The organism is Tessaracoccus oleiagri (genome assembly GCF_900103275.1).
GTDB classification, from domain to species: Bacteria; Actinomycetota; Actinomycetes; order Propionibacteriales; family Propionibacteriaceae; genus Arachnia; species Arachnia oleiagri.
In genome coordinates this window covers 44041-68630 of the sequence record NZ_FNGP01000001.1, presented here as the reverse complement: position 1 = coordinate 68630, position 24590 = coordinate 44041, and the positions used below count along the sequence as shown (strand labels likewise).

Genomic DNA, 24590 nt, shown 5'->3' with positions numbered 1-24590 from the left:
GTGATGCCCGTCCCGCCCGTCTGGAACGGGCCGAAATCGACATCGCGCCTACTACGACCGCAAACGCGCCGCTGGGAAGAAACACAACGCCGCCCTCGTCTGCCTCGCCCGACGACGCGTCGACGTCCTTCACGCCATGCTCCGCAACGGCACCTACTACCAACCAAGAACACCAGCCGCCGCTTGACAGGAACCATAGGGACACCCCCCGTGCGTCCCGATCTACCAACTACCGAGCGCAGAAGTGCACAGAGTGAAGCGCGTCTCGACATCCGCCACCTCCGGAACTTGTGAACGTCCGCGCGGTCCGCGGCATGTCCGGATGTTGGCGAGTTGGTCGGGATGTACTGGTAGCAGTTAGCCGGCATCGTCTTCGTGAGTCTCGGGGGTTGGTTCGAGGAGGATCGCATCGGGCCGACTGCTGATCGGGTCGTTGCCGGTAAGTTCTCCGATGAGGACGTCGACTGCGGGAAGTTGGAAAGTGCCAGCGGCAGCAGAGATCACTTCCGCCGGTTCGCCGGTGGTACCAAGGAGGGCTTCGAGCTCCTGTACCGGAGGCATCCGGAAGTCTGCCATCTCCGTTGGCCACAGTTTCGCAGGCCATGTGGGACAGATCGCGCGCAGTTCGGATTTGCTGCCGCGACGCCCTACCAAGCGTCCGGGGTTGTTCCACCGGGCACGTCCCATCAAGGCGCCGTGTTCGTATAGGGCAAGGCTCACCTCTGTGCCTTTTTGCGTCAGGACGGCCGCGCTGAGATGTGACTCCATCGGGTTGCGGCTGGCGGAGTCGCCGCGGAATACGATCCATCCTTCCCGGGCAACCGCCTCCGTTTCGCCGTCGATGATGGGTTCTCCGGCTGCTGCATCGCGGCGCATCACAGTTACCGTCCTCGTTGTGCGACGATCCTCCGGCTGGAACGAGCAGGGCCCCCATGGGCGGGGTTCCTCGCGCCAGGAATCAGTGACGTGCACATGCTCTCGACACGACCGGACACAGGCGTCCCCACCCACGTCCGCCAACGAGCGACCGACACCGTACAAATCGTCGAGCTCTCCGGACACGACCGTGTCGCCGTCGATGACCGCCACCACCGCCGACACCACCCCGACCGACGACGCCTCGAGCCAAGCCGCGTCGAAATTGTCCTCCAGCCAAACGACGAAATCCTCCTCGGCGCAGCGGCTCGCGACCTGTAAAGCGCCGTAGCGGTCCTCAGAGACTCCACGCTCCGTGAGGAATCGGATGGCGGCCCACCAGGCCACCACAGCCGAGACGCTGAACAGGATCGCGAAGCCACACGCGCCCCCCAGCTCACCCCAGGTGCCTCGAAGTAGGCGCGTGGCAAATAGCGGCAGCTGGTCGTGAAGCATGGGCACGTACTGCGCACGCACTTCAGTCCCTGGTTCCGGGCACCCGCTCGCGACAGTTCCATCGACCACCGGACCGCCTCCGTCCGGAACGAAGCGTCCCTCCGCAGAGCAGAACAGGTCGAGCGGCAGACTCCACTCACGCGCGGTGATGGTGACCGTTCCCGGGATGCCTTCACCGCGGAGCGCTGTCATGCTCGCGTACACGTCGGTGGCCGCGATCACAGCAGCAAACGAGAGCCCCAGTAGGAGCAAACCGCCTGCTGCCCCGATGAGCCAGCGAATCATGCGCCCATCCTCCCAGCCAGACGCCCGCCCGATATCCCCTTTCGGAAACTCACTCGCCCCGCGCCTCGTTGCTGGATCTACCGACCAATGCACACAGGCACAATCGCGGCGCGCTCGGCGGCATGTGAGGGCGTTCAGGAAGGCTCCTGGCCTTCCGCGCTCTCCTGCCGGGGGCATGTCTGCGGGGCGCCCCCAAAGCCAAGGTGCTGTTTCCCGCGCGGGCACAGACACCCTGGCCATGGCCGCGACACACCTTGCAGTTGTCGACGAAGTTTGAATTCGATGCCGTAACGACCCCGTCTGTGAGGCCTCATTTCGAGCGTCGTCCACACAGGATTAGGCTGACCGAGAGCACCACGCGAACTCATGCGGGTGGAGGGAGATTCGATGAAGAGCGCTGATATCGGGCCTGCGGAGGTAATGTGAGCGAGCGCCGCGGACGAGTAATGCGCGCATGTCGTGGTGATGCTGGAGCGCTGAGATGAGTTCCCGGAGGGCGCGACTGAAGCTGCGGGCGATGGAGACTCGATGGTACTGGCGCCTGCGTTCACGCCGCGAGAACCTTGGCTCTCGTCTGGGATCTGCACTGATCGCCACTGTCTCTCGTGTGGCGGACTTCTGGTCTCTCCTCCGCGTCGGAAACAGCGCACTTGCGAAGTCCCTGGCCCTGATTGTCCCGCCGATACTCGCTGTGGTCCTGACGCAGTCGGTCCTTTCCGCCGATGGGCACTTTCCGAGCTGGCTCAGATCACGCCACAACTGGGTTGAGCGCGGCTGGGCGTGGCTCACGTCGCCTGTTCCAGACAGCGTCGACCCAGCCGCCTTGCCAACAGCGGCTCTCGGAGTGGCCGGAGTTTTCGTCGCCGTCTATTTCGCGACTGTCACCTTCGTTATCTCAACCACTTACAAGGACGCGACGCGGAAACTCCGAGACCAAATCGTCCGCCGGCCCGAGTCGCGATGGTATGCCGTCTTCTTCACACAAGCGGTTGTCTACGTTGCCCTCGCTCTGGCGCTACCGGTCGTTGGCCGCACAGCCACTCACCTGACTCTTGTGATCGCTGGCCTCTCAGCTGCCCTCGTCGTGCTCTCCTTCGGGCGGATTTGGATCACGCTGTTCGTACTGCTCGAGCCGACCTCCCTCTTCCCACAGATCCAGCGGGACCTCAATCGCTGGGTTCTCCGTGCCTACAAACTTGGCCGCCGGAGGAGGCCCTCGTCTGTCGCCGTGCATCGAGCCAACGCAAAGATCCGTGGCAATCTGGAGACGCTCAACGACCTCGTCACTTTGATTCTTGACCGGGAGTATGAACGGGCTGGGGGCCGTGGGATCGCTGCCAGCCATGACCCCAGGATCGGATCGGCCGCCATTAGCCTGCTTCGAGCCTGGGAGGCATACTCCCAGCGGAAGCATACGATTACGACGCTCCCCAGGTGGAACCCGACGCGCACTCAGGCGAAGGACTGGTTTCTGTCATCGCATTCGGAACTGAGCGTCGCTCTGGCGACGGGCACCACGCTAGTGGGCAGTGAGGTTGTAGATGACCTCTGGTACGAGCGCTGGATAGCCGACGTCGCTGAGCGCCTCTTGGCGGGACGAGATCTGCGTACAGTCGAGAGCGCCGTCCGCGGTTTGCCAGTCTTCTCGCGAGCCCTCGGCAGTCGGGGGCAGTTCGAGGAACTCCGATTGTGGCTGACCGCGATGACATTCGCGCCCATGACCTCCGTGGGAGACTATGCGAAGAAGCAGGGCTTGGTAAGCGGCCAGAATGACGGCAATCCGACGCTGGGGCCCCGCCTGTCACGAGAACAGCATTTCGCTCTCCCCGGAGAATCGAGCGCTCACAACCTCGTCGACTACGTCCTGCTGGAGGCGCTGAGCGCCTGCCTCGGCTACATGGACTACTTCGAACGCATGCGCCAGGTGCTTCCTGATGCAGGCGAGCTCGTTGTTGATGATGCGAGGCAAGTAGTCGCTGGAAGGCTAGTCCTTCAAGCCATTGCCAATCTCCGTAAGGCACTCGGGGCTGAGATCGCCATTGAAGGGGAGCGTGTCACACCGGACAACGCTCTGACTCAGCTCGTTGCGCGCGCACTGGCTACCGAATCGGTCGATGAGGTCGCGGCCCTCGTGTCGTTCCTGGAAGACGAGATCTGGCCTTGGGTGATCGATATCGGAGGATCCCGGACGTGGGCAGCCGGCGCGGCGCTCAGCCGTGCCACCGAACTGACCGAGAAGCTCGAAACGATGCTTGGATTCGCGCGCCAACTCCTCGACGATTGCGAGTCGGTTCACATCGAAACGGATGATCGATGGCCCGAGACTGACACAACGGCCCTTACCAGACGCGCAGGCTCACTCAAGGATCGACTGGAGCTACCAGTTGCACGGTTGGCGGTGAATGTCGACTCTGCCCCCGAGTCGGACCGTCCAGATCACTTCGGATGGGCCTACTACAGGGCGCATGAGAACGTCCTGCGAAGGGTGCTCAGTCGTGAGCCCGGAGATCCGGAACAGTTCCGGCAGAAGGTGGCCCTCTTGTATTGGGCGGTCGACGCCGCCACACAGCGTCTGTTGAGAACGGTTCGCCGTCACGACCAGAGGGTGATTAACTCCTATGTCGCGGAGCCATATGTGAGGTTCCTGCAACTCTGCGGCATCGCACTCACCATGTCAGAAGTGACACAAGACGGTTCGCTGTTCGCCCCATTTGAATCGGTGTGGACCGGACTCCTCAACGACGCAAGTCGATCTACTCAACTGCTGGGACGTGCGGCTATTGTCCTGTTGTCGGAGTCAACGCTGTTTGCCCTCACCCCGGGAGGTATCGAGCGCTCGAATATCGAGATCAGGGCCAACCATGCGCTCGAAGAGTGGGGGGTGCCGAGCGAACTCTTCGATCTCGGTGGGTTCAGCTATAACGAAGCCATACAATCAGGATCTCTAAGCCGCGAGGCAATAGGGATTCTGCGGGCGGTGCGATCAGGGAATTACGAAGGAATGTTCTACGCACGCTGGTTGCGCCAGCATGCAATTCAGGCTGGCGCCACCGTACCGACCGAGATCGAGCAACAGCTCCACCTACTCGACTTGGAGTGGGACGATGACGATGCCTAGTGCCGCCGATCTCCGTCCGAGGTTGAGCATGCACCCTTGGGAACTGCGCCGGGCCGAGCAGCTCGCTCGTAGACGGTCCAACCTAGAGCGCAAAGGTTTTTACACGAGCATGCTCAAGGACGACCTTCGGAAGCAGCGCTACGCCTACGAGATCTTCCTGGTTCCTGTAGGCGCCGACCGCTCCCGGGCGAGCGAGGCGATGTTCGCTCTGTTGAACGACTTCAACCACACCGGGTACGACCGTGACCCCACCGCCATCCTTTTTGACTTCGTTGATGCTCTACTTGAGGAGTCAGCCAACGGCCTCGACCTGCTACTGGAACTGCACTCGCTTCCGGATAAGTGGCTCTTCACAGAAGGCGGTGGGTAGCTTGTCAACGATGACGTTGGTGGCCTGCGGATGGTGAGCGTGGCGTAGGGACGCGAGAGGGCCCCTGGTTGCAAGGATGAAGGTGTCTAATCACCACCCGAGAACCAAGGGCCCTGATGCGAAACGCTACCTCACCATGCCTGGATTCGTTCTGCCGACTCGACCGACTCGGCCTCACCGTCACCACGCAGAACGTCGAGCCGGACCACTCGGTACTCGTCTGCTCACCCACCACGCCGGCGACACCATGTCCGGAGTGTGCGGGGTCCGGGACCAGGCATGACACGGTGATCCGGAAGCTGGCGCATGTGCCGTTCGGGTGGAAGCCGACCATCCTGCACATCAACGTGCCGCGCTATCGCTGCGCGGACTGCGCCCGGGTGTGGCGGCACGAGTTGCGCGCCGCGGCCCCGAGCCGGGGGAAGTTGTCCCGGGACGCGGTGACGCTGGCGGTCAAGCACATCGTGATCGACCGGCTCTCGATCGCGAAGATCGCCGCCATCTTGGGGGTCGCGTGGAACACCTGCAGCGACGCGATCCTCGCCTCCGCCGACGAACTGCTCTTCCACGACCCGGCCCGGCTCGACGGAGTCACGGCGATCGGCGTCGACGAGCACGTCTGGCGCCACACCCGGTTCGGCGACAAGTACGTGACCGTGATCATCGACCTGACCCCGACAAGGACCAACACCGGCACCTCCCGGCTACTCGCGATGGTTGAGGGCCGCTCGAAACAGGCACTCAAGACCTGGCTGCAGCAGCAGTCGGACGCGTTCCGGGACGGGGTCGAGATCGTCGCGATGGACGGCTTCACCGGCTACAAGACCGCCACCGTCGAGACCATCGACGACGTCACGACGGTGATGGACCCGTTCCATGTCGTCGCGCTGGCCGGGGAGAAGCTCGACCAGTGCCGGCAACGCCTCCAGCAAGACACCCTCGGTCACCGCGGCCGCTCCGGGGACCCGCTCTACGGCATCCGGCGCGTCGCCCGCACCAGGGCGAAGCTCCTCACCATCAGGCAATGGTTCCGGCTGCTGCACGTCTTCCGCGACGACTGCCACGCGCCGCTGGAGATCACCTGGGAGGCCTACCAGCGCGTCATCGACGCCTACCAAGCCCCCGACCCCGCCGAGGGCAAGCAGATCATGGAGACGCTCATCGACGCGATCAACACCGGGGTCCCGGCCGGGCTGGAGGAACTACGCACCCTCGGCCGCACGCTGCAGCGGCGCCGAGACGACGTGCTCGCGTTCTTCGACCACCCGAACACGAGCAACGGCCCCACAGAGGCCGTCAACGGCCTCATCGAACACCTCCGCGGCACCGCCAGAGGCTTCCGGAACCTGCACCACTACATCGCCAGATCCCTACTCGACGCGGGCGGCTTCCGACCACTCATCCACTCTTATCTGTGAAGAGCCCCTTCGGTTCAGTCCTCGTCGATTTCGTGTGCACTGTGCACGCGGGCAACCGAGGGGATGGCCTGTGGTCAGCGGGGGACACCGCCGGGAGGCTTGCGCGACAGCGCCTGCTGGCGCTGCCGTAGGGCTCTGGCCTCTGCAAGGTGGGCGCGCTCATCGGAGGCGGCGATTCGCATGAGTGTCGCGCGGGCCTCGCGCGGTCGTCTTCCGCGGAGTTCGTTCTCCAGGGATTTCGTATCGGCGGACTCTGTCAGGTTCATGAGCAGTCCGCGGATCGTGGGCCAGTGCGGGGAACGGGTGAGCGTCGGGTTGACGGCGTCTGCCCATGTTCGCCAGCGGGCTTCTGAGTCGACGGCTGCGGGCTGCTTTTGCGCGAGTTCACGGACGCGCCATTGGAGAGCGGCGGCGGGCCGTTCCGCCGGGAGGGGGCCCTGCGCAAGCGCAGCGGCAAGCACGACGCCGACAGGAATGCCTCGTGCTTCGAGCGTCGCCAACTGGCGCGCGAGAGTTGAGATGGCGGGATCGTGTTCGAGGCCTTGGCCGAGGCGGCGTAGCTGTGCGGCACCGAGGATGGGAACGACCGCGAGTAGCTGCCCGTCGAGTTGGTCCTGGTAGTGGCGGGCTGCCCCCGCGAAGAGGCGTTCGCCCGTGGGGCGTCGGTCGCCCAGCGTGACTCCCATAGCTGCCCGCCAGACGGTGACTTCGCCGATGAGCCGGTCTGGTATGTGGTCTTTGACGGGAAGCCATTCAGCAGGACCGCTCCGTCGCGTCTGCTCTCGGACGAGGTCTGCGAGGCCCGCAATCTGCTGCCTCCGTGCGTCGAGATACGGTCCCCAACGACCGTCGGTGGCCAGGATCTCGGGGATCCGGGGGAGCCAGGGGAGTGGGCCGCCGGTAGGTTCCGGAACTAGTGATGCAAGCAATGCTGCTGGGTCGTGGATGCCGTCGTCGAATCGGTGCCCGGCCGCGACGCTACGGAGCGCGCCGAGGGGGGTGGTGTTGTCGGCTGCGGCGAGGAGCCGTTGCCGCAGCGTGGGCCAGGCGTCGCAGTCGGTGATGCCCGGGACGATGTGGTCGGCGTGATGGTCCAGTTCTTCGAGAGCTGTGGCGTGGCGGTGCTCGAGGGCGACGGTGAGCGCGTCGCGATACCGGTTGACCGCGTCTCCCAAGCGCAGACTGGGGTCGTCGGCGTCGGCGAGCTCGGTGCTGACGGAGCGGGCGGTGCCGTCGCGGGCCAGGACGGTCTCGAGGATCTCGACGGCGGTGGGCGGTCGGAGCGTTTCGGGGGTGAAAGCTAAGTGGGGGTCGCCGTCGCCGACGGTGGTGACGTAGGCGTGGTTGGCCTGCCGGCCGCGGGTCATGGCGACGTACAGGCCTTGCCGCGTTTCCGTGCCGGTGAGGAGGGTGTGCGTCGTGTCCACGGTGGCGCCTTGGGCGGCGTGGATCGTGGTGGCGTAGCCCAGCTCGACCTGCGTGGCGACGTAGTCGGGCGGGAGCCAAGCGTGCTGGGCAGTGCGCCGGTGCCGGACCTCCAGTCCGCCGTCCCGGCTGATGGCTTCGATGATCCAGCGGTCGCCGTTCTTGACCCAGTCGGTGGACGAGGTTCGCAGCCGGCGGTCGTTGCGTCTGGTCAGGACCAGGTCGCCCACCCCTGCGTGGTTCCCGTCCCTGAGGGCGATGGCACCCGTTGCGGAGCGCGGTTGGTGTAGGCGGGCTCTGCGGTTGAGTTCGGCGACGTCTTCTCGCGTGCTGGCGAGCATGAGCGAATCGAGGCCTTGGCCTGTGTCCGTGGCCCAAGCGTGGAGGGCGGCCTCGAGCGCGGCGTCTCTACTGCCGTCGTGGAGGCGGCCGTGGTCGAGGTACCAGCCCAGCGCGGCCGGGTCGCCCTCTCGCAGGGCCAGTGTCGCTTCCCTTTCGCCGTCGTCGGTGAAGCGCAGCACCTCGTCGAGCTCGACCGCGCCATGGCGACGTTGCAGGTCGCGGAGCACGCCCCCGGCACCGATGGCGGAGAGTTGGTGATCGTCGCCGACCAGTCGGATCGAGGCACCACGATCAATGGCGAGGTCGACGAGCTCGGCCAAGCTCAGGGTGTCCGCCATGCCGGCCTCGTCGACCATGATCAACGTCGACGCATCGATCGCGTCCGTGCGGTGGTGGCGGTCCCAGAGAAGTTTCGCGATCGTGGTGGTCTGCCCGGTCACGTCCTGGAGGGCGGCGGCTGCGGCGGCGGACGGTGCGAGGCCGAGTACCGTGCCGCCGGTTTCCTCCCACGCCCGGGCGAGGACCCGCATCGCCGTCGTCTTCCCGGTACCCGCAGCGGCCAGCGCGAGCTGGAGCCGGGCTCCGCTGGTCGCCATCTCCCGCACCAGCCCGGACTGCCCCGCAGTCAACGTCACACCATTGGCCATCGACTCGAGCAGCGCCATCTCGACCGCCTCCCCGGCGGCTCGGCGACCATCGGAGCGCGCGCCGGCGGCGACGATCCGTTGTTCGGCGTCGATCACCGCTCGCGACGTGTAGCGCCGTGAGCCGGCCACCTCGTACACGGAAGACCCGTCCACCCGGCGCAATTCGGCGGGCTCCTCGATTCCGTCTCCGGCGCTGCGCAGGGGGACCGAGAGCGCGAGCGCTCGTTCAAGCAGCAGCGTAGTGAGGTGCTCGGCTTGGGCTGCGGTGGTGGCGAGTTCGCGCGCGCGGCGCGACGCTTCGCCGCGCAAGTGCCAGCTCTGCCATGACGCCTGCGATCTCGCCACCCGCTGCACCACCTCTTGGGCCACCCGATCCAATCGCCCGTCCGACACTTCCTGGCGGCGGTAGGAGGAGGGCCAGCGCAGCGTTCGGGTGAGCATCCGCCGGATGCCGTCGGCGCCGATGACGCGCTCGGCTTCGTTGCGCCACGTTCTGCGTTGTTCGTCGAGGGAGCGAGGTTCGTGTTTCGCTTCGCGGGTTTCCAGGGTGGCTTGCTGGGCCAGACGGATCGCCTCGGCGGGGGTGGGTGGGCGGCCGTGTCGGGTCTGGAACGTGGCGGCGAGTTCGGCTTGGCGCGCTGCGATGAGCGCCCGCCGCGACGACCACAATGTCAGCAGCTGGGCGGGGACGCCGGCGATCTCCCGCACGGCCCGCTTCTCCATGGTGCCGGGTTCGCGTTCACGGAACTGGATGCCGAGTGTCTCGCGCAGGTGGGCTTCCAGCATGGTGTTGTAGGTTTCGCTGACGCTGACTTTGGCCTTGTAGATCAGGCGTCCGTCGATGGCGCGCCATTTGCCGTCCAGGCCTTGGACCTTGTTCGCGATCGCGATGTGGGTGTGGAGGTTGGGGTCCCCGGCGCGGGAGTCGCGGTGGGTGAACGACGCGGCCACGAGGCCGTGGACGTCGATCTGGCGCACGCCGGCGTGTCCGGCCCTGGAGTAGAGGGCTTCGTCTTCCAGGTAGCGCAGCGCGTCGTCGACGGCCGCGTCGTGGGCGCGCTCGATCGCCGCGGCGATGTGGGGTGGGGCGACCGCCCACAGTGCCGAGACCGACTTCACCGGCGTGAACGTCAGGTCGTACCCCGCGCACGCGACCGTGGGTTGGCGGCTCAGCCGCGCCACCTCCGCCCCCAGTTCCGGCGCCGACGGGGGACGACCGATGCGCGATTCGAATCGTTGCGCCGCGATCGTGTTGATGATCTCCGCCCGCACGTCCACCGGTACCGGCGTGGTCGGCGGCAGTCCTTGCTGGGTTCGCCACGCGGTGGAGCGTTGCTCAAGCTCGAGCCGGAGCGCGGTCGCGGCCTCGAACACCGGAAACGGCGTTCCCAGCCGGGTCGCTGCCGCGATCATCGCCTTCGACGCTTCCGGGGGGAGGGCAGCGAGCCGTGCCCGCATGTTGGGGTGGAACCCGCCCCCGAACAGTGCCCGCATCTGCTCCGCCGTGACCTCATCCCCGACGGCCAGGTCACCCAGGCCGGCGACGCCGCGGCCGCGCCAGGACCCGGGCACCTCGCCGCGCTCCGAGTAGTACGAGGCGAGCGTCGCGTGGCCCTTCTCCGTCGTGTCATGGGCAGCCACCTGCCGGGTCAGGTAGTCATACCCCGACCCTGCCGTGAGCTTGTGCAACGACGCCGCCACACCCACCACAACCCCACCAAGAACCAGCGAGCGAACATCCCCGCCGCGGCGGTGCACTGGGTGTGTGGCACTTCATCCGCTGGGGGGAACGACTGGTTGAGTGTCCATCGTGTGGCGCACGTTTATTTCTTCGGGGGATCTTTGTGATTGGGTCTTGTAGAACGGGTCGTAGTAGGGCATGCTTTTCGCAATCTCTGAGGAGCTTCCCGCCCCTAGCCGGTTGTCGATCGGAGGGCTCAGTGTTGAGTTTCTGATCGGGTAGGGCGTGCGGATGTGTGGTTGACCGACGACGACGGGTACACGATCCATGAGGCCCGCTACGGCGCCGGCCAGTGGCAGCTGACCGCCAACGTCTACGACGAGTCCGACAATGTGGTCAAGGCATGGGACTCCCGCGCCACCGCCGCGATCCGTGTCGGCGACTACACCGACCTCGACGCGGCTGCCACCGTGACCACCTACAACCCGGTCGATGTGCTCGCCGCGGATGGGACCGTGTTGGCCCCGGCCCGCACTAGGGTCACCGATGTATGGACCCCGGCGGCCATGATCCATGCACCGGGCGGGGAGCAGCCAGAACTGTTGCGGCGGCACGTCGCCACCAGCTACGGCGAGCATGCCTCGGTGCCGGGGGTGTCGCTGCCGGTGAAGACCGTCGCCACCGCCGAACGCCTCGACGGGTCGGTGGTGGAGACGCTGGCGACGACGTTCACCGGTTACGACAAGCTCGACACCGCGGATCCGAAGTCAGGTTGGGAGTTGCGGCTGTCGACCTCCACCACGCTGGACATGAACGGCAACGGCGCCCCGGACGCGGCCGACATCCGGCGGGAGACGCGCTATGACGCGCGAGGCAGGGTCATCGAGCAGCGCCAACCCGGCGCCGGATCGGCCAGCCCGGGTACCCGCCGCACCGTCTACTGGTCCGCCGGCACCAACGCCGCCGATGCCGCCTGCGGCGGCCAGCCCACCTTCGCGGGCTTTGTGTGCAGCGAAGGCCCCGCCAGCCAACCAGCAGGCACCACTTTGCCGGTCACGCGGCACTCCGACTACGCCTGGCACGGCGCCGCCACCACCAGCCGCGACACCTCCGGCACCGTCATTCGAGAAACTAAGACCAACTTCGACGCCAAGGCCCGGCCCGTCACCGTCACCACCACCCTCACCGGGCTGGTCGGTAGCGATCCGGTGCCGACGGTGACGACCAGCTACGACGACACCACCGGCATGGTGATCGGCACGTCCTCGAGCGCGGGCAGCATCTCCATGACCTTCGACTCCTGGGGCAGGCAGCTCGCCTACGCCACCACCAGCGGCGGCGTCACCCACACCACCAGCAACACCTACAACGCGATCGGTGACCTCGTCACCGTCACCACACCGAAATCCACCACCAGCTACACCTACGACGGCACCGACGCCAACGGAGTCACCGAGTACCGGGGCCTGCTGACCAAGGTCGCGACCGTGATCGGTGGCCAAACCTGGACCGCGTCGGCCGCGTACGACGCCCAAGGCCAACTCGTACTCGAACAGCTCCCGGGGCAGATGCAGCGGCAGCACCTCTACGACCTCACCGGGGAACTCGTCTCGCAGTCCTACCACGGCCCCGTCGCGGGCGGCGGCATCGGACCCTGGCTCGGGTGGAGCATCGAAGCCAACGCCTCCGGACAGATCGTGCGGGAATGGAACCCTGAAGGCGGCGCCGCCACCACCGGCGAACTCGACGGGACCACCGCCGTCCGCGCCGACCTCACCTACGGCTACGACCCCGCCGGCCGACTCACCACCGTCACCGACCAACAACTCAGCGCTGAGGCGTCGTGCGCGCTGCGTACCTACGGCTTCGACGCGCGCGGGAACCGCACCCAGCAAGGCACCGCCACTGGCACCGCCTGTCCCACCAGCCCGGCCACCACGATCCGCCGGGCCTACGACGCCGCCGACCGCCCCACGACCGGCGGCAACGGACAAGGCAGCTACGCCTACGACCCGCTCGGCCGCCAGCTGACCATCCCCGCCGCCGATGCCCCCAACCCAGCTGCTGGGGACCTCACCTTGCGGTACTACGCCGACGACAGCGCGCACAGCATCACCCAAGCCGGCACCACCCTCAGCTACACCCTCGACACCGCCGGACGGCGCACCAAGCGAACCACCACCACGAGCGGGGGCACCACCGGGATCCTCACCAACCACTACACCGACGCTTCCGACAATCCCGGCTGGGTCACTAACCTCCACGGCGCCAATGCGGCCACGACTGTGTACGGCGATCTCATCGCTGGCGACCTCACCCTGGCCGCGGTCAGCGACGACACCGGCCAGAAATGGGCCGAACTCGCCCTCACCACCCCCCGCGGAGACGTCGCCGCCACCATCACCCTCCCCACCCCCACCAGCCCCGCCACCGGCCTCGACCACTACACCCGCTACACCGAATACGGCCAACCCACCACCCCACCACCCACCACACCCACCGGCACCGCCGGCAACGGCTACGGCTGGCTCGGCACCAAACAACGCACAGCCACCACGACCGGCATCCTCCTCATGGGCGCCCGCCTCTACAACCCCACCACCGGGACATTCACCAGCCTCGATCCCATCCACGGCGGCAACGACACCCCCTACACATACCCCAACGACCCCATCAACAAACAAGACACCACCGGCAAATGGTGGGACACCTTGAAAACCGGATTAGGCGTGGCGTCTCTTTTTGGATGCGGGGCCTGTGCAGCTGTTGCCCTCACAATGTCAGCTGTAGATATAGTGAGGGCCGCCAGCAAACGTGATTGGAAAAATGCGGCGTTGAGCGTCCTTGATTTTGTACCATTTGGCGTCGGCAGGATCGGCGCAACAGTGGTAAAGTCGTCGTTGAAGGCAAAGAAGGCTGCACACAGACCAGCTTTCCGAGCTATGTCAAAGGCAGAGCGGAGTAAGGCGCAGAGCCCAAGCCGGATGGCTAGCGATTGGCGCAAGCGAGGCGTAAGAGCTGCCCGTAAATGGGGGCGTCGTCTTGATTATGTCGTGACTGGAATCGGGATCGCCGCGTATTCGCATAAGCACTTGACCAGTAGCACGCTGCCGACTCAAAAGAAGCGCTAATGATTTCTGTTTGCTACTTTTTCGCGGTGTTCCTCATGAATGTCATAACGAAGGAATCGGCCCTCTCTATTGCTCAGCTGCGCACGGGTCTCGCGGACGACGACGCAGTGGAGGTGGCCGCCAATGGAGCGCGGATATGGATGGTACCCTCGGCCGTGGTAGCCCTCTTTGCGTCAGTACTCCCCCCCTCTTACTGGCTTCTATATGAGATATTGTACGCAATCTTGATATTGTCAGTTAGCGCGCTCGCATATTGCCATGCGAAGTGGGGCCTAGTGAAGTTCGGCAAGCTCCAGGGGGCGGTAACCTGGGCGGACGAATTGCTGGTGCTCCTGCTAGCGGCTGTGATCTGGATGGTTGCGCGACGTCTTTGGGGAGTTTCCGCCTGAAGATCGTGATACTAGGCCGTGGATCCCGTTGGGTGGCGGTTGCGGCGTAGCTCGCGGCTAATCGTCGAGGGTGATCGGCCGAGGGCATGGGCGATCGCGGTCGGTCCGAGGCCGCGGCTGGCGAGGTCGGCGATCTGTACTCGTTCTTCCTCGGACAGGAAAGGCGGTGAGATCGCCCGGACGGCGAGAGGTTCCAGTGGTGGCAAGACCGCAAAGATGGTCGCCACCCCACGGCTGCGTGACTACGTGGCTGACCGGCTCGCCGGTAAGGTCACCCGCGCCGATGGAACCGTCGTAGAGGGCCCCGGAACGCCGGCATGGAAGGGATTGAACAAGCCGCACCGGCAAGACAGGCGCTGGGCCACGGGATGGAGCCCCGAGCAGATCAGCAACCGTCTGAAGCTGGACTTCCCCGATGATGAGTCCATGCGCATCAGCCACGAGGCGATCTACCAGTCGTTGTTCATCGAGGGCCGCGGCGCGCTCAAGCGTGAACTCGTGGCCTGCCTGCGTACCGGTCGAGCGCTGCGCCAGCCCCGCGAGCGGTCCCGCAACAAACCCCACGGGCATGTCACCGCCGATGTCGTGATCAGCCAACGCCCCTCCGAGGCCGATGACCGGGCCATTCCCGGGCATTGGGAAGGTGACCTGATCATCGGGACGGGCCGCTCAGCGATCGGCACCCTGGTCGAACGCCACAGCCGCGCTACGATCCTGATCCACCTGCCCCGCCTCGACGGCTGGGGCGAAGCACCACCGGTCAAGAACGGGCCCGCCCTGGGGGGCTACGGAGCCGTCGCGATGAACACGGCCATCGCAACCTCGATCACCGCGCTGCCGCAACAGCTACGCAAGACGATCACCTGGGACCGCGGCAAGGAACTCTCCGCCCACGCCGCGTTCGCCCTCGAGACCGGCACCAAGGTGTTCTTCGCCGATCCTCACTCGCCCTGGCAGCGGCCCACCAACGAGAACACCAACGGGCTGCTGCGGCAGTACTTCCCCAAGGGCACCGACCTGTCACGCTGGAGTGCCACCGACCTCGAAGCCGTCGCCCACACCCTCAACAACCGGCCCCGCAAAGTCTTGGGCTGGATGACCCCGGCCGAGGTCTTCACCGAGCAGCTACGCTCGCTCCAACAGCCTGGTGTTGCAACGACCGGTTGAACCTGCCCAATTCCGATCCAGGAAGTTCCTCCGCGCGTTGGCTCGTCATGGCCTCGTCGGGTCGATGGGCAGGGTCGGTGCGGCCGGCGACAACGCGGCGATGGAGTCCTTCTTCAGCCTGTTGCAGAAGAACGTCCTCAACCGTCGTTCCTGGACCGCTCGCGAACAGTTGCGGATCGCGATCGTGACCTGGATCGAACGCACCTACCACCGCCGCCGCCGACGAGTCGGTCTCGGCCGCTTGACCCCCATCGAATACGAGACCATCATGAACCCACCAGCCGCGCAGGCTGCGTGACTAGGAACTGTCACCAATCCGTGCAGCAGACCCCACCCCACAGCAAGCATTATCAGCGGTGTCATGGGCGGAAATGTGGCCGCGACCACGCGGGCTGGGAGAAACACGCCCAAGACGATGAGGCCCACAACCCCGGGCCCCCACACCCCCGCCGCCGTCGCTGGGACCCATGCCTTCGTCACAGGCCGATGAGGTGCTTTCGACGCTCCGAGCCGTGGCCAGGGGGCACAACATGGGCAGAAAAGGGCATCGGCCCCCTTCAGCAAGTAGTCAGAGGTTATTCCAGAGTGGTTCAACTCCTCTCTCGCGCACAAATCGGAACCCCTGGCCGACCAGCAGAAATGCCGGTCAGCCAGGGGTTCGTGCTATATCGCTACGCGGTGGCTCAGGGGAGGGTGGTGTCTGTGCCCCTGTTGTAGTAGTCGCCGTAGTAGCTGCCCAAGGTGTCCCGGTATGTCGGGTCGTTGCGCGTTGTGTCGTCGAACTCCGGAGAGTTCTTGATCTGCTCCTTGGTGACCGAGACGTACACGCTCTCGTCGGCGTCGTCGATCCTGTCGATGACGCCCGCCGGGAGGATCACCTTCCGGCCGAAGATCCACGGGCCGGTGTCGACGACGATCTGGGCGCTGCCCACCTCGTCGTTGGCCTCGTCGACCTTGCCGATGTCGCCGTCCGTCGCGTGGACCTTGTAGCCCACCAGACCGGTTGCGGTTCGATCGCGGTTCACGGATTCGCGGTAGTTCCAGGGATCCCAGTTGGCCGTGCTCATATGTCTTGTCTCCTTCTGTAGCCGATGCTGCATCGGTTCGGTATGAACGGTTGTGGGCGGCGTGACGACGTCGCCTCGTGGACCCGCGGGCGGCTCGAGGCCGCGCATCCGACGTGTCTTGTGCTCGCTCCGATCGTGGCCGTTGATACTCCCTTCTGCCTCGGCACCCGGACCGGAGGGACAACCGTCAGCCTCTACGGCGGACAGACTTCCATCCTAAGTAGACGTGGCTCACCGCGGCCCCGGCATCGGCCCCGCGGTCGGGGAACGAGGTTTCGCTCCGCGGTTGGAGCGGATCGCCTACCGTTGATGCACCCGCACGAAGGCGTGAAGGAAGGGGTATGCCATGAGCCCGTTGACGGCTGGGAATTCCTACTGGATGGAGTCGGTGGCCCCGACGCCACATCCCGAGCTCACCGAGGACCTCGACGTGGACGTCTGCATCGTCGGGGGAGGCATCACAGGACTGCTGTGCGCGTTCGAACTGTCGGAGGCGGGGCAGCGGGTGGCCGTCCTCGAGCGGCGTCGGGTGGCCTCGTCGGTCACCGGCCACTCGACGGCGAAACTCACCTCCCAGCACGGTATGCGCTACCTGCGGCTCACGCGGGAGCGGGGCGCCGACGTCGCCCGGGCGTACGGGCGGGCCAACCAGGAAGCCTTGCGGCGCATCCAGCGGATCGCTTCGGAGCTCGGGGTCGACGACGCGGTGCAGGCCCGCGACGCCTACGTCTACGGCACCGACCCCGACAGCGTCGACGCGCTCCGCGCCGAGGCCGAGGCGGCCGCCGACGCGGGGTTGCCGGCCAGCTTCACCACGGACGTCCCCGTACCGTTCCCGACGGTGGGTGCCGTGCGGTTCGCGGACCAGGCACAGCTGCATCCCCGACGGCTGCTCGTGCCGCTGGCCGATGCGCTCGCCGCCCGCGGCGTGCGCATCTTCGAGTCCAGCCGGGCGAAGAGCATCGGCCGCGACGACCGCTGGACCGTCACCAGCGAGAAGGGGAGCGTGCGGTCCGACAGCGTCGTGGTCGCCGCCCTGACTCCCACCGCCGGCGCGGGGGACGAGTTGTGGGAACGGCTCTACTGCCACCAGGGCTTCGCCGTCGCACTGCCCCTGCGCGACGGTGCGTCGGCGCCGGGTGGCGTCCTCATCTCGTACGAACGCCCGATGCGTTCCCTGCGGACCATCGAGCGCCCGGAGGGAACGATGTTGCAGGTGGGCGGCGCCGCGTACGTCGAGGACCCCAACACCGGTGCCGAACCCTACGACGACCTCGAGGCCTGGGCGCGCGAGCACTTCGACGTGGGGGCAGCCCAGTACCGGTGGACCACACAGGACGACTCGACCTCCGACGGCGTTCCGCTGATCGGTGCCCTCGACGACGGCCTCTACATCGCCACTGGTTTCGGGGGTTGGGGACTCACCACGGCCGGGGTCGCCGCCGCCATCGTCCGGGACCTCATCGCCGGGGGAGGAACGTCCGACGATTACCGCTGGGTCTTCGATCCCGGACGAACACTCGCCCCGGTCGACAGCGCACTCATCTCCGCCCGCACCAGCAGCGGCACCGACCGCGACGCCAACGACATCGTACGGGCGCTGAAGGCCGGGGAAGCGGCTGTCGTGCGTAGCGGGGGCGAGCAGCTTGCGGTGCATCGTGGCGAGGACGGTGAGCTGCAGGTCGTCTCGGCGGTCTGCACGCACGCCGGCTGCATCGTGCTGTGGGACCACGCGCAGTCCGAATGGGGATGCCCGTGCCACGGGTCACGGTTCGCGCCAGACGGCGCCGTGGTGCACGGTCCCGCGGAAGCACCGCTGCAGGATCTTCGCCATCTCCTCGCCGGCGAGGGGACCGACGAGCGGAGTGCTGCGGGCCAGGACTCCGGGTCGTAGGCGAACTGCCTGAGTTCCCGCGTCATGCCGCGACGATGTGCCCGTTGCGGCGCGGCGCCAGCGCGAAGGCGAGCAGGTACAGGACCAGCACCAAGAGGAGGAGGTTGTCGTAACCCGTCAGCAGGGCGGCGTACTCGAGGCAGCCGCCGACGAGCGCCCCTAGGAGGTTGAGCCCGAAGGCGGACCGCGAGTTGTCCGCGGCCGCGAAGCGCTTCGCGAAGGCCACGTTGGCGAGGAAGATCGGCGCGAACGCCAGCGCGATGGCCACGACGACGCGCAGCGGTCCCGGCAGCGAGAGCAGCCACTCGGGGCTGACCAGATAGGCCAGCACGAGTGAGGCAACGATGCCGCCGAACAGCCACTGGATCGGTGGGGTGCGCCATCGTCGGGTGGTCTCCACCGCCAGCAGGACGACGAGCAAGACGCCGCCGAACACGAGCGCGTTGACGAACCACGTGGTCCCGAACAGGAGCGCGAAGGTGGCGATGTAGCGCGTCTGGAGCAGCATGAAGGCCACGCCCATCAGAAACAGGTCGGCGTAGGGCCGCATCGTGCGGAACGGGCCACCGAGGCTGCGGACCGTGATGGCCGAGAGCAGGATGATGCCCGCCAGCGTCCACAGGTAGACGGCGGGGATCCCGTCGCCCCGGTAGTAGAGGAAAGGGGCGTCGTCGGTGGGCGGCGCGATCCGGTCCGCGGGCAGGACGTGGTTGTCGGAGGCGCATCGCTGGTGGGCCGGGTCCTTCGCGATGGTGACGACGGCCTGCGCGCCGCCCAGAAGGTCGACGCAGGGCGCGTGCCCGAACGCGTTCTGCGCGATCCCGCCGAGCCGGTCGATCAGCCAGGACTCGCGGTAGAAGTTGTACATGGAGAACACGCCGTCGTCGGTGAGCCTCGCCCGCGCGGAGGCCAGTGCCTCCTCGGTGAACAGGAACGACTCCAGCCGGATCTGGGAGGCGCCGCTCACGAGCGCGAGGGAGTCGGGCAGCGCGAAGAGGATGAGGTCGTACTGCTTGTCGGTCGACTCCAGGAAGGCGCGGCCGTCGTCGATCGTCCGGCGCACGCGCGGGTCGGCGTACGGCTGGTCCGGGTGGAGCTCGGCGCCGATCTCCATGATCCGCGGGTCGATGTCCACCGCGTCCACGCTGGCGGCGCCCTTCGAAAGTGCCACGGCGACGTCGGACCCGGAGCCGGCGCCGATGATCAGCACGTGCTCGGGCGCCTCTGCGGTCATCCGCTCGTACGGGGTGCGGTACAGGTCCTCGGCCTCGGTCAGCTTGAAGTCGGCCGACCCCATGACCTGGTGCGGGATGCCGTTGACGGAGATCAGGTAGAGCAGGCCCCCGTCGTCGGACCGGCCTACCTCCGAGCCCTCGACCTTGTAGTACGGCGACCACGAGACCCCCGGTGCCAGGCTCTCCGCCAGGAGGGTGCCGACGATGACCAGGCCCGCGATCCCGGCCACCACCCGGTGCCACCCCCAGGCCAGCACCACGAGCGGTACGGCGACGAGGAACCCCCACACCACCGAGGGCGCCCGAGAGAACGACAGCACCGTGAACACCGCGATCCCCGTGAGCGATCCGATGAGGTCCCAGCGGTAGGCGTTGAGGTTCTCGAGCTCCGCGAAGCAGCGGCCGACGACCTCCGCCGGCCCGGCGAGGATGGCGGCCACCAGCAGGAAGATCACCGGGAGCGCCAACCAGGCGGGCGGTCCTGCCGTGTCGAGCGACGTGAAGTAGATGACCCCCGAGCCGCCACGGTCGATCGTGACCGGGAACCTCCAGACCATGAACACGAGCAGCGCCAGCAGCACGGGGGTCAGGGGGATGACGGACCAGGGCTTGCGGGCGATGAGGAACCCAGCGCCGATGCCGAGGAACGAGCCCAGCAGCACGAAGTTCGAGAAGTAGGACAGGTGCACGACGTTCGAGCCCAGCCAGCGGATCAGCGCCAGCTCGAGGAACAGCATGAGGGAACTGCCGAGGACCAGTCGGCCTATGGACGCCTTCTGCGTCGGCATCGTGCGGGTACTGCTCTTCAGGCTCATCGCTTCACCCCTCGCGCTCTCGGCAACGAGGCAGCGCATTCCCCACAGTATGTTTCGGCAAGCGGTCACCTCGGCCGAATCCGCTGCACGAGGGCGTGGCCCAGCGACCGCGCATACGCTGGAGGCATGCTCGATCTGTCGCTCGCCCTCGCCCTCCGTGACGCCGGCCTGCAGTGGACGCCCACGGCCGGGGACCGGTTCGTGGTCGCCTCCGCCGAGCTCGTCGACGAGGTGTTCCACATCGCCGACATGGTGATCGAAGTCCGCAGGCTCGAGACCGGCACCATCTTCGCCTTCAACGGCACCACCGAATGGGCGCTCGACTCCGTCGCCCAGGAACGCACCGTCTGGCTGCCCGACGAGGGCCAGCTGCGCCACGCGCTGGGCTCGGCCTTCCGCAGCCTGCGCCGGGAGGACGGGTACGTCGTGACGCTGGACGACGGCCGCGAGTTTCGCGACCGCGACCCGGAGAACGCCTACGCCCTCGCGCTGCGGGCGCTGCTCGAGTCGCCCGCCCGCTGAGGGCCACAACGATCGCCCGGGCTGCGCGAAACTCGCCGCCCGGGAGCCGGCGTCGCTAGATTTCCGGTGAACCACTGAGGAAGAGCCCATGATCTACGACACGATCGACAACCGCCACCGCTACGCAGGACACCCGGGGATCGCGGAGGCCCTCGACACGCTCGCCGCGCTGGACGCATCGGCACTGCCCGCAGAGCCCGTCCAGCTCGCCGACGGGGCCGGGCACGTCGGTTTCTCGAAGCACGAGACCCGGAACCCCGCCGACGTCCGCTTCGAGGCGCACCGCGTGTTCGCCGACATCCACGCGGTCCTCGAGGGCGAGGAGCGGCTCGAGGTCGCGGCCGTCGCCTCCCTCGACGAGGCGACCGACTACGACGAGGCTGACGACGTGTCGTTCCACGGCGGTGCCACCGACGTCACGCTGACGCTGCGCCCCGGCTGGTTCGCCGTCGTGTTCCCCGGGGAAGCCCACCGCCCCGGCCTCTGGATCGACGGCCCCCGCACGGTGACCAAGGCCGTCGCCAAGGTGCGCGCCTCCTGATCCCTTCTCCGGGTCGACGGGAGCGCCGGCCGCTGGAATATCGCCGCGCCGCGACGCATGCTGGAGTATGCGCAACGCACTGTGGCCACTGTCGGGGGTGCTCGCGGCCCTCGTCGGGGCGGCCGCGGGGCACGCCGCGGCGCACCTGCTGAACCCCGCCGCGTCCCCTGTGGTCGCCGTCGGGGCGGTGGTCATCGACGCCACGCCCGCCCCGGTCAAGGAATGGGCGACGAGCACCCTCGGCACCGCCGACAAGGCGGTCCTGGTCGCTGGTGTCATCCTCTTCGTGGCGCTGTTCGGGGCGCTCGCCGGTTGGCTGGCGCCCCGACGACGCAGTCTCGCCATCGGACTGGTGGCGGTGCTCGGGGTCATCTCCGGCGCGGCCGCGCTCTCGCGCCCGGAAGCTGGCCCGCTCGACGTCCTCCCCGCGCTCGTCGCGACGGTGCTGGGGCGCTGCCTGCTGTTCGCCTTCCCCGGCTGGGTGCTGGGCGGCGATTCCCGGGCGGACGACCTCGCCCGGCTCGCCAATCCTCAGGCCCGGCGCCGGTTCCTGATCGGCGGGGCGGGGCTCGCGGCGGCCGGGGGAGCGCTGGCGCTGCTCGGCGACCGCTCCCTCACCGGCCTGGGCGGCACCGCCTCGAACGCGGTGCGGCTGCCCGTGCCCGACGAGCAACTCCCGCCCCTGCCGGCCGGCCTCGAGGGCCGCTTCCAGGGGATCTCGCCGCTGCGCACCCCGACCGCCGACTTCTACCGCATCGACATCGCGCTCGCCGCCCCCCGCGTCGACCTCGCGGGCTGGACGCTTCGGATCGACGGGCTCGTCGACCGGCCCTACTCCATCACCTTCGACGAGTTGCTCGCCATGCCCATGATCGAGCGCGACATCACGCTGACCTGCGTCTCCAACCCCGTCGGCGGCGACCTCTGCGGCTCCACCCGCTGGCTCGGGGTCCGTGTCGACGAGCTGCTGCGGCGCGCCGGCCCGCAGCAGGGTGCCGACATGGTGCTCAGTTCCGCCCCCGACGGGTTCAGCGCCAGCACGCCGCTGGAGGTGCTGCTCGACGGCAGGGACGCGATGATCGCCGTCGCCATGGATGGCGAGCCGCTCACCCGGATCCACGGGGCCCCCGCCCGGCTCCTCACCCCCGGCCTGTACGGCTACGTGGGGGCGACGAAATGGCTCACCCGGCTGGAGGTCACCTCCTTCGCGAAGTCGACGGCGTACTGGACGGACCGGGGTTGGTCGCCCCGCGGGCCGGTGAAGACCGCGTGCCGCATCGACACGCCCCGGACCAGCGCCGCGGCGGGGGAGACCCACATCGCGGGCGTCGCCTGGGCCACGCATCGCGGCATCGCCAAGGTGGAGGTGAGCGTCGACGACGGCCCCTGGCAGGAGGCCGAGCTGGGTCCCGACGTGGGCGTCGACTACTGGCGCCAGTGGGTGCTCCCGTGGCGCGCCGAGCGGGGGCAGCACCGGCTCGTCGCCCGCGCCACCGACGGGGAGGGAGCGGTGCAGTCGTCCGAGATCCGCGACGTCGTCCCGGACGGCGCGGAGGGCTACCACGTTGTGAATGTCCTAGTGGCGTAGCGTTTGCTCGACTTGGGTGGCCCCGTGTTGCCGGGCCGCGAGATGTCATGGTAAAAACCCCGCGAGAAAAGGGTTATGCTTGCATCTGATCACCCCCCTCCCGTGGGTGAGTCGGAGGTTTGGGTGGAACGACTAAGGCCGGGGTTCATTTTCTCGGAACGCTATCGGCTGATCGGTCACGTCGCGTCCGGCGGCATGGGACAGGTTTGGGAAGCTCTCGACGACGTGCTGCAGCGGCGCGTCGCGCTGAAGATCATGCACCTCCACATCCAGGAGGACGCGGCGCTGATCGAGCGGTTCAAGGACGAGGCGCGGTTTGCCGCCCAACTCACGCACCCGAACATCGTCACGATCCACGACTTCCTCGAGTTCGAGGGCCTGTCCTATCTCGTCATGGAGATGGTCGACGGCCTGACACTGGCTGACTTGCTCAGCCGCGGCCCCCTCGCCGTCGGCCAGGTGCGGACGCTGCTGTACGAGCTCGCGTCCGCGCTCGCCGTCGCCCACGAGGCAGGCGTCATCCACCGCGACATCAAGCCGGCCAACGTCTTGGTCTCCGAGACCGGCGCCAAGCTGACCGACTTCGGCATCGCCCGCTCCATTAGCGGCCACTCGCACACGCTGACGGGGCAGGTGCTCGGCACCGCCAACTACCTCAGCCCCGAGCACGCGCTCGGCCAACTGCTGGGTCCCGCGTCGGACGTCTACGGCCTGGGCGTCCTCGCGCACGAGATGCTGACGGGGGAGAAGCCCTTCGACCGGGCCACCCCCATCGCCACCGCGCTCGCCCACGTGCAGGACCCGCCGCCGCCGCTGCCCGAGGGCACGCCGGCCGACCTTGCGTCGCTCATCTCCAGCTGCCTCGCCAAGGACCCCGAGGCCCGCCCGTCGGCCGCCCTGCTCGTCAAGATGCTCGAGGCGCCCGCCGTGGAGGAAGACGTCCCGCTCGACGAAGAGGACCCCGAGGCGACGGCGCTGATGGCCGTCCCCCGCCGCGCGATCCTCTAGGGTTTACCAGCACGCACCCCGTCGCCGCGGCACTCACGGCCGCGCAGCGGTCCGCCCAACGCCGCGCTGACGTAGCAGACGTCGAACGCGCCCGCAGTGAACGGCAGCAGGCCCCAGAGCAACGACATCTTCCCGCCCGGCCGTCGTCGCGCAACGAAACCGGCGACGAGGAACCCCACCCCCGCCGTCGCGCGGAAGATCCGGCCCGACGGACTGTTGATCCATCGGCCGAACGAGGAACGGTTGAAGGACTCCGCCATCGCGCTCATGCGCGCATCGTAGGCACGATGCGAAGGCGCAGGCAATGGTCGCCGATGCTCCGCTCACCGGTCCCAGGGCAGCCGGCGGCGGATGCTTCGGTCACGGCCGGGACGCTGTTTCGCTCCACGCCGAACACCGTAAGTGCCCATTCAGTCGCCATGTGTTGACATCCCCGGTCCGGGCTCCATAGTGTTTGCCTGTCGTCGATCTGAAGGAGGTGCGCGCAGATGTTGATCAATGTCGCCGCTCCCGGTCGGCCGCGCGCGCTCGTCGCCTGACCGGAACAGCGCCGGGCCTCGCCCACCTCGACGCCCA

Annotated in this window: 14 protein-coding genes and 4 pseudogenes; 12 read left to right on the top strand and 6 right to left on the bottom strand. The window is 67.3% G+C overall.

What is annotated here, in order from left to right:
- Window positions 1-43: 43 nt before the first annotated feature.
- A pseudogene (locus BLR46_RS14735) lies at window positions 44-187 on the top strand (IS110 family transposase); the annotation flags it as partial.
- Window positions 188-357: 170 nt separating this feature from the next.
- Here the strand turns inward: BLR46_RS14735 and BLR46_RS00290 are convergent.
- Complete coding sequence (locus tag BLR46_RS00290) at window positions 358-1656, bottom strand: hypothetical protein (RefSeq protein ID WP_093247819.1); 1299 nt, start codon at window positions 1654-1656, stop codon at window positions 358-360.
- Window positions 1657-2263: 607 nt separating this feature from the next.
- Here BLR46_RS00290 and BLR46_RS00285 point away from each other — a divergent pair.
- From BLR46_RS00285 to BLR46_RS00275, 3 genes are all read left to right on the top strand, one after another.
- Entirely contained in the window at window positions 2264-4774 is a 2511-nt protein-coding gene (locus BLR46_RS00285) for a hypothetical protein (RefSeq protein WP_143008146.1), read from the top strand.
- Window positions 4775-4883: 109 nt separating this feature from the next.
- Window positions 4884-5144 (top strand): hypothetical protein, encoded by a 261-nt coding sequence (locus BLR46_RS00280; RefSeq protein WP_093247815.1) that lies wholly within the window; start codon window positions 4884-4886, stop codon window positions 5142-5144.
- A gap of 116 nt (window positions 5145-5260) precedes the next feature.
- Window positions 5261-6562: an ISL3 family transposase gene (locus BLR46_RS00275; protein ID WP_093247813.1), complete on the top strand. Its 1302-nt coding sequence runs from the start codon at window positions 5261-5263 to the stop codon at window positions 6560-6562.
- Between the two features lie 74 nt (window positions 6563-6636).
- On the opposite strand, the gene mobF is transcribed toward BLR46_RS00275, so the two are convergent.
- Complete coding sequence (mobF, locus tag BLR46_RS00270) at window positions 6637-10665, bottom strand: MobF family relaxase (RefSeq protein ID WP_176761592.1); 4029 nt, start codon at window positions 10663-10665, stop codon at window positions 6637-6639.
- Between the two features lie 291 nt (window positions 10666-10956).
- Between mobF and BLR46_RS15500 the strand changes: the two genes are divergently transcribed.
- On the top strand, window positions 10957-13788 hold the full coding sequence (locus tag BLR46_RS15500; protein WP_093247809.1) for an RHS repeat-associated core domain-containing protein: 2832 nt from the start codon (window positions 10957-10959) through the stop codon (window positions 13786-13788).
- Between the two features lie 427 nt (window positions 13789-14215).
- Here the strand turns inward: BLR46_RS15500 and BLR46_RS15335 are convergent.
- Window positions 14216-14350: pseudogene (locus BLR46_RS15335) on the bottom strand (helix-turn-helix domain-containing protein); the annotation flags it as partial.
- A 31-nt stretch (window positions 14351-14381) separates the two neighbouring features.
- Between BLR46_RS15335 and BLR46_RS00250 the strand changes: the two are divergent.
- Together BLR46_RS00250 and BLR46_RS00245 are read left to right on the top strand one after the other, a co-directional pair.
- Window positions 14382-15344 (top strand): annotated as a pseudogene (locus BLR46_RS00250) (IS30 family transposase); the annotation flags it as partial.
- A pseudogene (locus tag BLR46_RS00245) lies at window positions 15280-15642 on the top strand (integrase core domain-containing protein); the annotation flags it as partial. The pseudogenes BLR46_RS00250 and BLR46_RS00245, both read left to right, overlap by 65 nt.
- A gap of 385 nt (window positions 15643-16027) precedes the next feature.
- Here the strand turns inward: BLR46_RS00245 and BLR46_RS00240 are convergent.
- On the bottom strand, window positions 16028-16411 hold the full coding sequence (locus tag BLR46_RS00240; RefSeq protein ID WP_093247805.1) for a hypothetical protein: 384 nt from the start codon (window positions 16409-16411) through the stop codon (window positions 16028-16030).
- Between the two features lie 346 nt (window positions 16412-16757).
- Here BLR46_RS00240 and BLR46_RS00235 point away from each other — a divergent pair, with 346 nt between their 5' ends.
- Entirely contained in the window at window positions 16758-18305 is a 1548-nt protein-coding gene (locus tag BLR46_RS00235) for an FAD-dependent oxidoreductase (RefSeq protein WP_093247803.1), read from the top strand.
- 22 nt (window positions 18306-18327) lie between these two features.
- Here the strand turns inward: BLR46_RS00235 and BLR46_RS00230 are convergent, their stop codons facing one another.
- Window positions 18328-20355, bottom strand: a complete 2028-nt coding sequence (locus tag BLR46_RS00230; RefSeq protein WP_093247801.1) for a spermine/spermidine synthase domain-containing protein — start codon at window positions 20353-20355, stop codon at window positions 18328-18330.
- 126 nt (window positions 20356-20481) lie between these two features.
- Here BLR46_RS00230 and BLR46_RS00225 point away from each other — a divergent pair, with 126 nt between their 5' ends.
- The 4 genes from BLR46_RS00225 (at window position 20482) to BLR46_RS00210 (ending at window position 24014) form a co-directional block, all read left to right on the top strand.
- Complete coding sequence (locus BLR46_RS00225; RefSeq protein ID WP_093247799.1) at window positions 20482-20877, top strand: hypothetical protein; 396 nt, start codon at window positions 20482-20484, stop codon at window positions 20875-20877.
- Window positions 20878-20965: 88 nt separating this feature from the next.
- On the top strand, window positions 20966-21418 hold the full coding sequence (locus BLR46_RS00220) for a NanQ anomerase/TabA/YiaL family protein (protein WP_093247797.1): 453 nt from the start codon (window positions 20966-20968) through the stop codon (window positions 21416-21418).
- A gap of 67 nt (window positions 21419-21485) precedes the next feature.
- A complete protein-coding gene (locus BLR46_RS00215) occupies window positions 21486-23006 on the top strand; it encodes a molybdopterin-dependent oxidoreductase (protein WP_093247795.1) in 1521 nt (506 codons plus the stop codon).
- A 75-nt stretch (window positions 23007-23081) separates the two neighbouring features.
- A complete protein-coding gene (locus BLR46_RS00210) occupies window positions 23082-24014 on the top strand; it encodes a serine/threonine-protein kinase (RefSeq protein WP_093247793.1) in 933 nt (310 codons plus the stop codon).
- On the opposite strand, the gene BLR46_RS00205 is transcribed toward BLR46_RS00210, so the two are convergent.
- Complete coding sequence (locus BLR46_RS00205; RefSeq protein ID WP_093247791.1) at window positions 24011-24283, bottom strand: DUF2892 domain-containing protein; 273 nt, start codon at window positions 24281-24283, stop codon at window positions 24011-24013. The two genes, BLR46_RS00210 and BLR46_RS00205, sit on opposite strands and share 4 nt — an antisense overlap.
- Window positions 24284-24590 lie beyond the last annotated feature (307 nt).

Bases quoted from the DNA above. Each gene is read 5' to 3' on its own strand.
- BLR46_RS00290 (WP_093247819.1), bottom strand. From the start codon at position 1,656: ATGATTCGCTGGCTCATCGGGGCAGCAGGCGGTTTGCTCCTACTGGGG.
- BLR46_RS00280 (WP_093247815.1), top strand. From the start codon at position 4,884: ATGCTCAAGGACGACCTTCGGAAGCAGCGCTACGCCTACGAGATCTTC.
- BLR46_RS00275 (WP_093247813.1), top strand. From the start codon at position 5,261: ATGCGAAACGCTACCTCACCATGCCTGGATTCGTTCTGCCGACTCGAC.
- BLR46_RS00240 (WP_093247805.1), bottom strand. From the start codon at position 16,411: ATGAGCACGGCCAACTGGGATCCCTGGAACTACCGCGAATCCGTGAAC.
- BLR46_RS00235 (WP_093247803.1), top strand. From the start codon at position 16,758: ATGAGCCCGTTGACGGCTGGGAATTCCTACTGGATGGAGTCGGTGGCC.
- BLR46_RS00230 (WP_093247801.1), bottom strand. From the start codon at position 20,355: ATGAGCCTGAAGAGCAGTACCCGCACGATGCCGACGCAGAAGGCGTCC.
- BLR46_RS00225 (WP_093247799.1), top strand. From the start codon at position 20,482: ATGCTCGATCTGTCGCTCGCCCTCGCCCTCCGTGACGCCGGCCTGCAG.
- BLR46_RS00220 (WP_093247797.1), top strand. From the start codon at position 20,966: ATGATCTACGACACGATCGACAACCGCCACCGCTACGCAGGACACCCG.
- BLR46_RS00215 (WP_093247795.1), top strand. From the start codon at position 21,486: ATGCGCAACGCACTGTGGCCACTGTCGGGGGTGCTCGCGGCCCTCGTC.
- BLR46_RS00210 (WP_093247793.1), top strand. From the start codon at position 23,082: ATGCTTGCATCTGATCACCCCCCTCCCGTGGGTGAGTCGGAGGTTTGG.
- BLR46_RS00205 (WP_093247791.1), bottom strand. From the start codon at position 24,283: ATGAGCGCGATGGCGGAGTCCTTCAACCGTTCCTCGTTCGGCCGATGG.